This window comes from Pseudomonas sp. 91RF, assembly GCF_003576265.1.
Classification (GTDB): domain Bacteria; phylum Pseudomonadota; class Gammaproteobacteria; order Pseudomonadales; family Pseudomonadaceae; genus Aquipseudomonas; species Aquipseudomonas kribbensis.
In genome coordinates this window covers 55,512-68,263 of record NZ_QWFC01000019.1, presented here as the reverse complement: position 1 = coordinate 68,263, position 12,752 = coordinate 55,512, and the positions used below count along the sequence as shown (strand labels likewise).

Here is a 12,752-nt window from a genome sequence, read left to right as displayed (position 1 = left end):
GCAGTCCAGAGGCTGTGCACACTTGATATGGAAATGGTATCAGCCTTCAGATGAAGCGTTACCGCCAGGGGTCACTTCCCCTGCCTGCTTTTCCAGCTGTCGCAAGCGTCGCGCGATGTCATCGAGCTGACGGATGCGTGCCGCGCTTTTGCGCCACTCGGCAGCCGGCTGCATGGCCGTACCGGAAGAATAGGCGCCCGGCTCGGTAATCGAGTGAGTCACCATGGTCATCCCGGTCAGGAATACGTTGTCGCAAATATCGATGTGCCCTACCAGGCCGACACCACCGGCGAGCATGCAGTGCTTGCCGATCCTGGTGCTGCCGGAAATCCCCACGCACGCGGCCATGGCAGTGTGATCACCGACCTGAACGTTGTGGGCGATCTGAATCTGGTTGTCGAGCTTGACGCCGTTGCCGATCACGGTATCGGCCAACGCACCGCGGTCGATGGCGGTGTTCACGCCGATCTCCACATCGTCGCCGATGGTCACGCCTCCGATCTGGGCGATTTTCTGCCAGATGCCTTTCTCGTTGGCAAAGCCGAAACCCTCACCACCAAGCACTGCACCTGACTGAATCACCACTCGCTTGCCGATACGTACGTCGTGATACAGCGTGACACGCGGAGCCAGCCAGCCGCCTTCGCCGATTTCGCTGCGGGCACCGACAACGCAATGTGCGCCGAGCGTCACGCCCGCCCCGATCCGTGCACCTGCCTCGATCACCACAAAGGGACCGATGCTGGCAGTCGGATCGACCACGGCATCCGGAGCGATCACTGCCGACGGATGGATACCGGCTGCAGCTTTCGGCTTCGGATCGAACAGGTGAGAAATGCGTGCGTAAGCCAGATAAGGATCCGGCACCACCAACGCATTCCCGGCATAACCTTCGGCATCAGCCGCCTTGAGCAGCAATGCCGCCGCTTGCGAGCCGGCCAGGTATTTGCGGTATTGAGGGTTTGCCAGAAAGCTCAACTGAGCTGGGCCAGCCTCCTGCAAGGTGGCTAGCCCAGTAATTTGCTTCTCGGGATCGCCACTCAGGGTGGCACCGAGGAACTCGGCCAGCTGGCCGAGTTTGATAGTCACGGTCATGGGTTACTTCAGCTGATTCATGCGCTCGATGACCTGGCGCGTGATGTCGTACTGAGGTTTGACATCGATCACTGCGCCACGCTCGAACACCAGGTCAAAACCACCTTTCTTGATGACTTCTTCCACTGCGCTATCCAGTTTCGGCTTGAGCTGCTTGAGCATTTCACGGTCAGCAACAGCTTTGGCTTCGTTCAGTTCCTTGGACTGGAACTGGAAGTCACGGGCCTTTTGCTTGAATTCCAGCTCCAGACGCTCACGCTCGCCCTGCTGCATCTTGTCGCCGCCCGCCATCAGACGATCCTGGATACCCTTGGCGCTGCTTTCCAGCGTCTTCAGCTTGGTCAGTTGAGGACCGAACTTCTTCTCGGCATCCACGGCGTACTTCTTGGCCGCATCGGACTCCAGCAGAGCCATCTGATAGTTCAGAACAGCGATTTTCATGTCGGCAAATGCCGGGCCTGCCACCAGTACGGAGGCCAGGAGAACCAATTGAGTCAACTTACGCACGATGCACTCCTACAAAATCCATTGTCGTTATCTTGGGTCAGACGCTTAGAACGTCTGGCCGAGGGAGAATTGGAACACTTGAGTTTCAGCGTTATCCGGTTTCTTGATCGGTGTGGCCAACGCGAAGCTCAAAGGACCCAGTGCGGTAACCCAGGTCACGCCGACACCGACGGAACTGGCCATGTTGCTCAGGCTGATGTCGTTGCACTGTGTATTGGCCTTGGAACCATCGGCGTTGGTGGTCGACTTGCAAGTCGAGTCAAACACGTTACCGACGTCCCAGAATACCGATGTACGCAACGAACGCTGATCCTTCACGAACGGCAGCGGGAACAACACCTCGACACCACCCTGGATCAACACGTTACCACCGAATGGCAGCGGATCCTGATCCGGGTCGGCAAGCGTACCGGCGTTACCGGTAACCGCCTGACCGCGGCTCGGCGTACTGCGCGGACCCAGGGTACTGTCTTTGAAACCACGTACCGAGTTGAAACCACCAGCATAGTAGTTCTCATAGAACGGCAAGCCGTCCGTCGAACCGTAACCGTCGCCATAACCCAGCTCGGTGTGCAGACGCAGGGTGTAGTTTTCGGTCAGTGGCTGGAACAGCTGGCCACGGTAATCCAGTTTGTAGAACGACAGGTCACTGCCAGGAATCGTCGTTTCCAGGGTCAGGCTCTGCGAGCGACCGCGGGTTGGCAGCACGCCTTTGTTCAGAGTGGACTCGGACCAGCCGGCCGACGCCTTGAAGTTCAGGTACTGGTCGCCCTCGCGCTTAACGAAGTCGAAAATCTCGTCAACGGTGTAGGTACCGGTCTTGATCTTGTCCTGTTGAGCGGAAAGGCCGAAGGTCAGGCGCGAAGTCTCGCTGATCGGATAACCGACGTTCACGCCGGCGCCCAGGCTGTCTACCGCATAGCTTGCTACGTCGACGTCGAGGTCTTTGTAGTCGGTGGTGCGATAGAACGCGTTATAACCCAGGCTCACGCCATCGGCGGTCCAGTAGGGGTCAACGTAGCCGAAGTTGTAACGGCTCTGGTATTGGCTACGGGTCAGGCCGACGCTGACGCGGTTACCGGTACCGAGGAAGTTGTTCTGGGTGATCGAGCCACCGAGGATCAGACCGGCACTCTGGGCAAAACCGACGCTGGCAGTGATCGAACCGGAAGCCTGCTCTTCAACCGCATAGTTCACGTCAACCTGGTCGTCGACGCCCGGAACAGCCGGAGTCTCGACGTTGACTTCCTTGAAGAAGCCCAGACGCTCAAGACGGGTCTTGGACTGGTCGATCAGGTACGTCGAAGCCCAGCCACCTTCCATCTGACGCATTTCACGGCGCAGCACTTCGTCTTCGGACTTGGTGTTGCCACGGAAGTTGATGCGATTGACATAGGCACGCTTGCCCGGATCGACAGCGAACAGGATGTCTACGGTGTGGTCGTCATCGTGCGGCTGCGGAACGCCATTGACGTTGGCGAAGGTGTAACCCTCGTTACCCAGACGACGGGTGATCAGTTCCGAGGTGGTGGTCATCAGCTTGCGCGAAAACACCTGGCCCTTTTGCACCAGCAGCAGCGACTTGACCTGGTCTTCAGGGACTTTCAGGTCACCGCTGAGCTTGACGTCACGAACGGTGTACTTCTCGCCTTCGTTGACGTTGACGGTGATGTAGACGTGCTTCTTGTCCGGGGTGATGGACACCTGGGTCGAAGCGATATCCATGTTGATATAGCCGCGGTCCAGGTAGTAGGAACGCAGACGTTCCAGGTCACCGGAAAGCTTTTCACGGGCGTACTTGTCATCGTTCTTGAAGAACGACAGCCAGTTGGTGGTCTTCAGTTCGAACAGGTCGGTCAGGTCTTCCTCAGGGAAAACCGTGTTGCCCACCACGTTGATGTGCTGAATGGCGGCGACGGTGCCTTCGTTGATCTTCACTTTCAGGCCGACACGGTTGCGCGGCTGCGATACCACTTCGGTATCGACGGTAGCCGAGTAACGACCTTGCGCAACGTACTGGCGTTGCAGCTCGTTACGCACGCCTTCGAGGGTCGCACGCTGGAAGATCTCGCCTTCGGCCAGACCGGATTGCTTGAGGCCCTTCATCAGGTCTTCGGTGGAGATCGCCTTGTTGCCTTCGATCTCGATGCTCGCGACCGATGGACGTTCAACGACCGTGATCACCAGAACGTTGCCTTCGCGGCCCAGCTGGATATCTTGAAAGAAACCGGTTTTGAACAACGCACGAGTGGATTCCACCAGGCGACGATCATCCGCCTGCTCGCCGACGTTCAACGGCAAGGCACCAAAGACGCTACCCGCGGAGACCCGCTGGAGGCCGTTGACGCGAATATCAGAGATAGTGAAGGACTCGGCGTGAACTTCGGCGATCATCAATACGGTGAGAACCGCAGTTAGCAGCAGACGTTTCATGAAGTCCTTTCTTATTCCAACTGGCAATAAACAAACTGCCGCAAAATGCGGCAGATTCGCAATTCAGCGAAGCGTTACAGTCGACCCAGATCGTTGACCAGAGCAAGCAACATCACCCCGACCACCAAACTGATACCGATCTGTATCCCCCAACCTTGCACCCGATCCGACAAGGGACGACCACGCGCCCACTCGATCAGATAAAACAACAAATGCCCCCCATCCAGTACAGGAATAGGCAGCAAATTCAGAACCCCCAGGCTAATACTCAGATAAGCAAGGAAATTCAGGAAATCAGCAACGCCCGACTGGGCAGAAGCGCCCGCCACTTTAGCAATGGTTATCGGTCCACTCAAGTTTTTTACCGAGAGCTCGCCGAACAGCATTTTCTTCAGTGAATCCAGCGTCAGGACACTCATGGTCCAGGTACGACGGGCACCCTCGCCAATCGCGGCCAAAGGACCATAACTGACCTCGCGGATCATCTCCCGTGGCCAGTCGACAGCTTTCACTCCCGCCCCCAGGTAACCGCTTGGCGACTTGCTCTCGCCGCGCGCCGCCAGCGTCACGGGGACGTCGATTTGAGCACCGTCGCGCTCGACGTGCAGCATGATTTTGGTATCAGGACGCGTACGAACGGTGTCGACCACTTGCTGCCAGTCATCCAGCGCCTTGCCGTCCAGCGCCAGCAGACGGTCACCGGTCTTCAACCCGGCCGCCTGCGCCGGGCCTTTCGGATCGAGCTCAGCGAGAATCGGCGGCAAAGCAGGACGCCATGGACGGATACCCAGAGAGCGAATCGGATCCGGCTCGTCAGCACCCTTGAGCCAGTGATCCAGCGCAAGCTCACGCGGCGAATCAGCCGTAGAGCCCTGCTCACGCACCAACACCTGCAAGGAACCGCTTTCCCCCAGGCGACGTACCAGTTGCAGATTGACCGCTGCCCAGCCCGAAGTCGGCTCGCCGTCGATGGCAACGATTTCCTGACCTGCATTCAGACCGGCTTTCGCAGCGATACTGCCGGACTCGACAGCACCGATGACGGGACGTACCTGTTCGCTGCCGAGCATGGCCAGCACCCAGAAGAACACCATGGCCAGCAGGAAGTTGGCGACCGGGCCAGCAGCCACGATAGCAATACGCTGACGAACGGACTTTCGATTGAAAGACAAATGAAGCTGATCAGCGGGCACTTCACCTTCACGCTCATCGAGCATCTTGACGTAGCCACCCAACGGAATGGCAGCGACGACAAACTCGGTCCCCTGCTTGTCATGCCAGCGCAGCAATGGCATGCCGAAGCCCACGGAAAAACGCAGGACCTTGACGCCACAGCGACGCGCGACCCAGAAGTGGCCGAATTCGTGAAAGGTGACCAGCACACCCAGGGCGATCAGGGTGCCGGCAATCATATAGAGCGCGCTCATCTACTTTCTCCGCAATCCTGTTCTATGCCGCGTGAAGCCATGTACCGCACAGGGTCTATCGACCGTGACGAGTCAGCCACTGCCCGGCGAGCGTACGTGCTGCCGCGTCCGCCGTGAACACCGCATCGAGATCATTCAGAGCAACCACCGGCTCGAGGTTCAAGACTTCCTCGATGATACTCGCGATTTCGAGGTAGCGAACCCGCCCGTCGAGAAACGCCGCCACCGCGACTTCATTCGCGGCATTGAGCATGGCAGGTGCACTGTCGCCGGCCTCGGCAGCCTGACGGGCGAGCCGCAGGCACGGGAAGCGTTCTTCATCGGGCGCTTCGAAGTCCAGGCGCGCGATGGCAAACAGGTCCAGTGGCGCCACGCCCGAATCAATGCGTTCAGGCCAGGCCAGCGCATTGGCGATCGGCGTACGCATGTCGGGATTACCCAACTGCGCCAGTACCGAACCATCTACGTAGTCGACCAGAGAGTGAATCACGCTCTGTGGATGGATCACCACTTCGACTTGCGACGGCCGGGCATCGAACAGCCAGCAGGCTTCGATCAGTTCGAGCCCCTTGTTCATCATGCTGGCCGAATCCACGGAAATCTTGCGACCCATGGACCAGTTAGGATGGGCACAGGCCTGGTCGGGAGAAACATGCGCCAGTTCGGCCATCGGCGTCTGCCGGAAAGGACCGCCCGAGGCCGTCAGCAAAATCCGACGCACGCCGACATTGCTCAATCCACGAGCAAAATCCTGGGGCATGCACTGGAAAATCGCATTGTGTTCACTGTCGATGGGCAGCAGGACCGAACCACTTTTGCGCACAGCCTCCATGAACAAGGCGCCCGACATGACCAGCGCCTCCTTGTTCGCCAGGAGAATTTTCTTGCCCGCCTCGACAGCGGCGAGGGTCGGGCGCAGGCCGGCGGCGCCGACGATGGCCGCCATCACGGCATCCACCTCAGGGGCTGCCGCGACCTGACACAGACCTTCCTCACCCACCAGCACACGGGTCGACAGACCGGCGGCACGCAAATCGTCTTGCAAACCACGGGCTGCCACGACTTCCGGCACCACAGCGAACTGCGGCACATGGCGTACGCACAAGGCAAACAGCTCGCTCAGACGCGTAAAGCCACTGAGTGCAAATACCTGATAACGGTCAGGGTGACGAGCGATGACATCCAGAGTGCTCAGACCGATCGAGCCGGTTGCCCCCAGAACGGTAACCTGTTGCGGCCGGCTCACGGTGCAGCCATCCACAACAGCACGGCGAATACCGGGATCGCGGCGGTCAAGCTGTCTATGCGATCCAGTATGCCGCCATGACCCGGCAGCAGATTGCTGCTGTCCTTGATACCGGACTGACGCTTGAACATGCTTTCAGTCAGATCGCCCACCACCGAGATGAACACGATCAGCGCAGCGCCAATCAGGCCTTTGAACAGTTGCGCCACTGTCCAGTCACGAAACAGAGCGACCAGCGTGGTGATGACGAGGCTCAGCGCCAGGCCGCCATACACGCCTTCCCAGCTTTTGCCCGGGCTGACTTGCGGGGCCAGCTTGCGCTTGCCGAATGCACGTCCGGAAAAGTAGGCCCCGATATCGGCGCCCCAGACCAGCACCATCACCGCCATGATCAACCAGTTACCCAGCGGGTATTGCTTGATCTGAACCAGCCCCTGCCAGGCCGGCAGGAGAATCAGCAGACCGATCACCAGCTTGCTGGCGGCACTGGCCCAGCGCTCGCTGGAGCGCGGATAGGTCAACACCAGCCAGGTCGCTACCGCCCACCAGATCACCGAAGCACCGAGCACCCAGGGCGCCAGCCCCGGCAGGATGTACATGACGAACAGCATCAGCGCGACGACTGCCGCATAACCAACGCGAAACGATTGCGCGGTGAAACCGGCCAGGCGCGCCCATTCCCAGGCACCCAGACTGACAACCAGGCCGATGAACAGCGCAAAACCGGAACCCTCGAGCAGGAAAAATCCGCCCAGTGCGATCGGCAGCAGGATCAGCGCAGTGATGATTCGTTGTTTAAGCATTAAACCCGGGCTCCAGCTTCGATCTGCTCGCTCGTTTTACCGAAACGACGCTGACGCGAAGCGAAATCGGCCAGTGCGTTACGCATGGCATCGTGTTTGAAGTCCGGCCAGAACAGGTCGGAGAAATACAACTCGGCATAGGCCAGTTGCCACAGCAGGAAGTTGCTGATGCGGTGCTCGCCGCCCGTACGGATGCACAAGTCCGGCAACGGCAGGTCGCCGGTCGCCAGACAGGTTTGCAGCAGATCAGGCGTGATGTCTTCCGGCCGCAGGTGCCCGGCCTGAACTTCACGAGCCAGGCGCTGCGCAGCTTGCGCGATATCCCACTGACCGCCGTAGTTGGCGGCGATCTGCAGGATGAAGCGATTGGCACCCGCAGTCATTGCCTCAGCTTCACGCATGGCGGCCTGAAGCTCGGGATGAAACCGCGAACGGTCACCAATGATGCGCAGGCTGATGTTGTTGTCATTGAGGCGCTTGGCCTCACGACGCAGCGCCTTGAAGAACAGATCCATCAGGGCACTGACCTCATCGGCCGGGCGCTGCCAGTTTTCACTGGAGAAGGCGAACAGCGTCAACACCTCGACCCCGGCCTCGGCACACACCTCGATCACCGCCCGCACAGCATCTACACCCGCTTTATGCCCGGCGACACCCGGCATAAAGCGTTTTTTCGCCCAGCGATTGTTGCCATCCATGATGATCGCGACATGGCGCGGCACCGCGGACGGCGCAGTCTGCTTGGTCTTTTCCATTTAAAGCTCGACCCTTATACGGCCATCAGATCCGCTTCTTTTTCCTTGGTAGCCGCGTCGATATCAGCTTCAGCCTTGTCGGTCAGCTTCTGGATATCAGCCGCCGCACGGCGCTCTTCGTCTTCGCTGATTTCCTTGTCCTTGACCAGCTTTTTCAAGTCACCCAGTGCATCGCGGCGAATGTTGCGCACGGCAACACGAGCATCTTCAGCCGCTGCGCGCGCCTGCTTGGTGAAGCCCTTGCGGGTTTCTTCGGTCAGCGCCGGCATGGAAACCAGCAGCAGCTCGCCAAGGTTGGTCGGATTGAGGTTCAGACCGGCGTTCATGATCGCCTTGTCGACCGCCGTGAGCATGTTGCGCTCGAACGGCACGACCTGCAGGGTCCGGGAGTCTTTCACCGTAACGTTCGCAACACCGCTCAAAGGGGTATCGGCACCGTAGTAAGGCACCATCACGCTACCCAGAATGCTCGGGTGAGCCTTGCCGGTACGAATCTGGCCGAATGCATGACTCAGCGACTCGATCGACTTCTTCATGCGCTCTTGGGCGTCTTTCTTGATTTCGTTGATCATTGTTGAACTTCCTCGATCAGGGTTCCTTCAGCGCCGCCGTGCACGATGTTCAGCAGGGCGCCGGGCTTGTTCATGTTGAATACGCGCAATGGCATCTTGTGGTCGCGGCACAGGCAGATGGCCGTCAGATCCATTACGCCCAGCTTGCGATCCAGTACTTCATCGTAAGTCAGATGATCGAACTTCTCGGCATGCGGGTCTTTGAACGGGTCGGCGGTGTAGACGCCATCGACCTTGGTTGCCTTGAGCACGACGTCCGCGTCGATCTCGATGGCACGCAGGCAGGCTGCCGAATCCGTGGTAAAGAACGGATTGCCGGTACCGGCCGCGAAAATCACCACGTCCTTGGAGTTCAGGTGGCGCATGGCCTTGCGACGATCATAGTGATCGGTCACACCGACCATGGAAATGGCCGACATCACGATGGCCGAGATATTGGCACGTTCCAGCGCATCGCGCATGGCCAGGGCGTTCATCACAGTGGCCAGCATGCCCATGTGGTCGCCGGTGACCCGATCCATGCCGGCCTTGCTCAGCGCTTCACCGCGGAACAGGTTGCCGCCGCCGATCACCAGACCGACCTGAACGCCGATGCCGACCAGCTGGCCGACTTCCAGCGCCATGCGGTCCAGCACTTTCGGATCGATCCCGAACTCTTCCGAGCCCATCAGGGCCTCGCCGCTAAGCTTGAGTAGAATGCGTTTATAGCGAGCCTGATAACCACTGCCCTGCTGAGCCATTGCGAATCTCTCCTGCGGCGTATTTAAAAATTCTTTGCGAGCTGTTTGCAGCTGCGTTCACTCTAGCGTGGCGCTGCTTCAGCGCCATCGGAACATGGCTTTGTAAGTCAGTTCCAAGGGGAAACCAATTAAAAATTGGTAACCCTATCTGAAAAGAGGCTGCGCGCGTGAGCGGGCAGCCTCTTTCGGGCGACAGTTGAAGAACCGTCTTACTGCTTGGCGGCAGCCACTTGAGCGGCAACTTCGGCAGCGAAGTCGTCAACTGGCTTCTCGATGCCTTCGCCTACTTTGAAGTAGGTGAAGGAAACGATTTCGGCACCGGCTTTCTTGGCCAGCTCGCCAACCTTGACTTCAGGGTTCATGACGAAGGCTTGCTCTTTCAGCGAGGCTTCGGCTTTGAACTTGGTGATACGACCGTTGATCATGTTCTCAACGATGTTTTCCGGCTTGCCGGCGATCTTGTCGGCATTCAGCTGCAGGAATACGTTCTTCTCGCGCTCGATGGCCTCGGCGGAGATTTCCGACGCATCCAGGAACTCCGGGTTCGAAGCTGCAACGTGCATGGCGATGTTCTTGGCCAGGTCGACGTCGCCGCCTTTCAGAACAACCACAGCACCAATCTTGTTGCCGTGCAGGTAAGCGCCTACAACGTCACCCTCAACACGCGCCAGACGACGGATGTTGACGTTTTCGCCACACTTGGCAACCAGGGCTTCACGAGCAGCTTCACGCGAAGCGATCAGCGGAGCCGCGTCGGTCAGCTTCTGAGCGAAGGCTTCTTCGAGGCTTTCGCTGACGAAGTTCTTGAAGTCGTCCTGCAGGGCCAGGAAGTCGGTCTGCGAGTTCACTTCCAGCAGAACGGCGGATTTGCCGTCAGCCTTGACAGCGATGGCGCCTTCAGCGGCAACGTTGCCGGCTTTCTTGGCAGCCTTGATCGCGCCCGAAGCACGCATGTCATCAATGGCTTTTTCGATGTCGCCGCCAGCCTTTTCCAGGGCTTTCTTGCAATCCATCATGCCTTCGCCGGTACGCTCGCGCAGTTCTTTGACCAACGCTGCAGTAATTGCTGCCATTTTCAAATTCCTCTTGGATAGGTTTTCAACCATTCCACCCGATCGAACGGGCGTTCAATTCTTCCCGAACCACCTTGTAGCTGCTGCACGTTACAGATGCTGTAGCTGCGCTGCCGACAGATGGTTTTCGAGGTGGCAAAAAGGGGGCCAAGCCCCCTTTTTGCTTACTGAGTCAACGCCAGGGCGTCAATTACTCAGCTGCAGCCTGAGTTTCTTCAGCTGCGAATTCAACAGTACCGCCAGCAACATTGTTGCGACCACGGATAACGGCGTCAGCCATCGAACCCATGTACAGCTGGATAGCGCGGATTGCGTCATCGTTGCCTGGGATGATGTAGTCAACGCCTTCCGGGCTGCTGTTGGTATCGACAACGCCGATGACCGGGATGCCCAGCTTGTTGGCTTCGGTGATCGCGATGCGCTCGTGGTCAACGTCGATCACGAACAGTGCGTCTGGCAGACCGCCCATGTCCTTGATGCCGCCCAGGGAGCGATCCAGCTTCTCAAGATCACGGGAGCGCATCAGCGCTTCTTTTTTGGTCAGCTTGGCGAAAGTACCGTCTTCGGCTTGTACTTCAAGGTCACGCAGACGCTTGATGGAAGCACGGATGGTCTTGAAGTTGGTCAGCATGCCGCCCAACCAGCGGTGATCGACGTACGGCGAACCGCAACGTGCTGCTTCTTCAGCAACGATCTTGCCAGCGGAACGCTTGGTGCCGACGAACAGAATCTTGTTTTTGCCCTGGGCCAGACGCTCTACGAAAGTCAGAGCTTCGTTGAACATTGGCAGGGTTTTTTCAAGGTTGATGATGTGAATCTTGTTACGCGCGCCGAAAATGTACTTGCCCATTTTCGGATTCCAGTAACGGGTTTGGTGACCGAAGTGCACACCGGCCTTCAGCATATCGCGCATATTGACTTGGGACATGATAGTTCCTTGATAAGTCGGGTTGGGCCTCCACGTATCCCAATGACCAACCATCGATCCGAAGATCAAAGGCACCCAGGCCATCGTGTCGACACGTGTGTGGGTTAATGCTCCCGGAGCTATCCCCGGAAAGCGGCGCATTTTATACCACAGCAAGGCCGCAAACGGAACCCGGAATCTTTAATCCCGTCAGGGACATGGATGCCGGCCCCTTGGAATCGGCCTTGCGCGCACTATTGTATAGAGAGAAGCGATGCACGCAGGCGCGGATTTGCGCCTTTGGTCTGTTAGAATCGCGTTTTTCAGGGCTGCCAGGCGAAAAACGCCGCCCTGTCCGTATCACCAAGCGCCGTCGAGCGCAGAGAGAGCCTGTATGACCGTCACCCTCAAAACTCCCGAGGACATCGCTGGCATGCGTGTCGCCGGCAAACTGGCCGCCGATGTGCTGGAAATGATTGCCGAACACGTCAAGCCGGGCGTGACCACCGATGAGCTGAACCAGATCTGCCACGACTATATCGTCGACGTGCAGAAAGCCATCCCTGCCCCGCTCAACTACAAGGGCTACCCGAAGTCGATCTGCACCTCGATCAACCACGTGGTCTGCCACGGCATCCCGAATGACAAGCCGCTGAAAAACGGCGACACCCTGAACATCGATGTCACGGTGATCAAGGACGGCTACCACGGCGACACCAGCCGCATGTTCCACGTCGGCACCGTGCCGGTCTGGGCCGAGCGCCTGTCCCAGATCACCCAGGAGTGCATGTACAAGGCGATCGAGATCGTCAAACCCGGCTGCCGCCTCGGCGACATCGGCGAGATCATCCAGAAGCACGCTGAAAAGAACGGCTTCTCCGTGGTGCGCGAATTCTGCGGTCACGGTATCGGCAAGGTGTTCCACGAAGAGCCGCAGATCCTGCACTACGGTCGCGCCGGCACCGGCATGGAACTGAAGGCCGGCATGACCTTCACCATCGAGCCGATGATCAACCAGGGCAAGGCCGACACCAAGGTACTGGGCGACGGCTGGACCGCGATCACCAAGGACCGCAAGCTGTCGGCACAGTGGGAACACACTTTGCTTGTCACCGATACCGGCTACGAGATCTTCACCCTGCGCAGCGACGATACCATCCCGCGCATCTCGGCCTGATCCAGACACCGTTCCCA

The 12,752-nt window shown here is 58.6% G+C and carries 12 protein-coding genes; 1 reads left to right on the top strand and 11 read right to left on the bottom strand.

Features of this window, described 5'->3' with window-relative positions; genetic code table 11:
* Positions 1-39 precede the first annotated feature (39 nt).
* From lpxD to rpsB, 11 genes are all read right to left on the bottom strand, one after another.
* Positions 40-1,095 carry a UDP-3-O-(3-hydroxymyristoyl)glucosamine N-acyltransferase gene (lpxD, locus tag DXT77_RS07330; protein WP_119427171.1) on the bottom strand — a complete coding sequence of 352 codons (1,056 nt, stop codon included), beginning with the start codon at positions 1,093-1,095 and terminating at the stop codon, positions 40-42.
* A gap of 3 nt (positions 1,096-1,098) precedes the next feature.
* Entirely contained in the window at positions 1,099-1,602 is a 504-nt protein-coding gene (locus DXT77_RS07325) for an OmpH family outer membrane protein (RefSeq protein WP_003222140.1), read from the bottom strand.
* A 45-nt stretch (positions 1,603-1,647) separates the two neighbouring features.
* Positions 1,648-4,035 (bottom strand): outer membrane protein assembly factor BamA, encoded by a 2,388-nt coding sequence (gene bamA, locus DXT77_RS07320; RefSeq protein ID WP_114881640.1) that lies wholly within the window; start codon positions 4,033-4,035, stop codon positions 1,648-1,650.
* A 74-nt stretch (positions 4,036-4,109) separates the two neighbouring features.
* A complete protein-coding gene (rseP, locus tag DXT77_RS07315) occupies positions 4,110-5,462 on the bottom strand; it encodes a sigma E protease regulator RseP (protein WP_119427170.1) in 1,353 nt (450 codons plus the stop codon).
* A 55-nt stretch (positions 5,463-5,517) separates the two neighbouring features.
* Positions 5,518-6,708 (bottom strand): 1-deoxy-D-xylulose-5-phosphate reductoisomerase, encoded by a 1,191-nt coding sequence (gene ispC, locus DXT77_RS07310; RefSeq protein WP_119427169.1) that lies wholly within the window; start codon positions 6,706-6,708, stop codon positions 5,518-5,520.
* Positions 6,705-7,511, bottom strand: a complete 807-nt coding sequence (locus tag DXT77_RS07305; protein WP_085712840.1) for a phosphatidate cytidylyltransferase — start codon at positions 7,509-7,511, stop codon at positions 6,705-6,707. The genes ispC and DXT77_RS07305 overlap by 4 nt, the downstream gene beginning before the upstream one ends.
* On the bottom strand, positions 7,511-8,266 hold the full coding sequence (uppS, locus tag DXT77_RS07300; RefSeq protein WP_085712839.1) for a polyprenyl diphosphate synthase: 756 nt from the start codon (positions 8,264-8,266) through the stop codon (positions 7,511-7,513). The genes DXT77_RS07305 and uppS overlap by 1 nt, the downstream gene beginning before the upstream one ends.
* A gap of 14 nt (positions 8,267-8,280) precedes the next feature.
* Positions 8,281-8,838: a ribosome recycling factor gene (gene frr / locus DXT77_RS07295; protein ID WP_085688727.1), complete on the bottom strand. Its 558-nt coding sequence runs from the start codon at positions 8,836-8,838 to the stop codon at positions 8,281-8,283.
* Positions 8,835-9,578 carry a UMP kinase gene (gene pyrH, locus DXT77_RS07290; RefSeq protein WP_011332683.1) on the bottom strand — a complete coding sequence of 248 codons (744 nt, stop codon included), beginning with the start codon at positions 9,576-9,578 and terminating at the stop codon, positions 8,835-8,837. Before pyrH ends, frr begins: the two co-directional genes overlap by 4 nt.
* Before the next feature lie 209 nt (positions 9,579-9,787).
* The gene (gene tsf / locus DXT77_RS07285; RefSeq protein WP_085712838.1) at positions 9,788-10,651 is read right to left on the bottom strand and encodes a translation elongation factor Ts; all 864 of its coding nucleotides are present in this window, start codon (positions 10,649-10,651) and stop codon (positions 9,788-9,790) included.
* Positions 10,652-10,841: 190 nt separating this feature from the next.
* Positions 10,842-11,579 (bottom strand): 30S ribosomal protein S2, encoded by a 738-nt coding sequence (gene rpsB / locus DXT77_RS07280; protein ID WP_003222119.1) that lies wholly within the window; start codon positions 11,577-11,579, stop codon positions 10,842-10,844.
* Between the two features lie 373 nt (positions 11,580-11,952).
* Here rpsB and map point away from each other — a divergent pair, with 373 nt between their 5' ends.
* Positions 11,953-12,735 (top strand): type I methionyl aminopeptidase, encoded by a 783-nt coding sequence (map, locus tag DXT77_RS07275; protein ID WP_119427168.1) that lies wholly within the window; start codon positions 11,953-11,955, stop codon positions 12,733-12,735.
* Positions 12,736-12,752 lie beyond the last annotated feature (17 nt).

Excerpts from the sequence above, each read along its gene's own strand:
- lpxD (WP_119427171.1), bottom strand. The coding sequence starts at position 1,095 with ATGACCGTGACTATCAAACTCGGCCAGCTGGCCGAGTTCCTCGGTGCC.
- bamA (WP_114881640.1), bottom strand. The coding sequence starts at position 4,035 with ATGAAACGTCTGCTGCTAACTGCGGTTCTCACCGTATTGATGATCGCC.
- rseP (WP_119427170.1), bottom strand. The coding sequence starts at position 5,462 with ATGAGCGCGCTCTATATGATTGCCGGCACCCTGATCGCCCTGGGTGTG.
- DXT77_RS07305 (WP_085712840.1), bottom strand. The coding sequence starts at position 7,511 with ATGCTTAAACAACGAATCATCACTGCGCTGATCCTGCTGCCGATCGCA.
- uppS (WP_085712839.1), bottom strand. The coding sequence starts at position 8,266 with ATGGAAAAGACCAAGCAGACTGCGCCGTCCGCGGTGCCGCGCCATGTC.
- frr (WP_085688727.1), bottom strand. The coding sequence starts at position 8,838 with ATGATCAACGAAATCAAGAAAGACGCCCAAGAGCGCATGAAGAAGTCG.
- pyrH (WP_011332683.1), bottom strand. The coding sequence starts at position 9,578 with ATGGCTCAGCAGGGCAGTGGTTATCAGGCTCGCTATAAACGCATTCTA.
- tsf (WP_085712838.1), bottom strand. The coding sequence starts at position 10,651 with ATGGCAGCAATTACTGCAGCGTTGGTCAAAGAACTGCGCGAGCGTACC.
- rpsB (WP_003222119.1), bottom strand. The coding sequence starts at position 11,579 with ATGTCCCAAGTCAATATGCGCGATATGCTGAAGGCCGGTGTGCACTTC.
- map (WP_119427168.1), top strand. The coding sequence starts at position 11,953 with ATGACCGTCACCCTCAAAACTCCCGAGGACATCGCTGGCATGCGTGTC.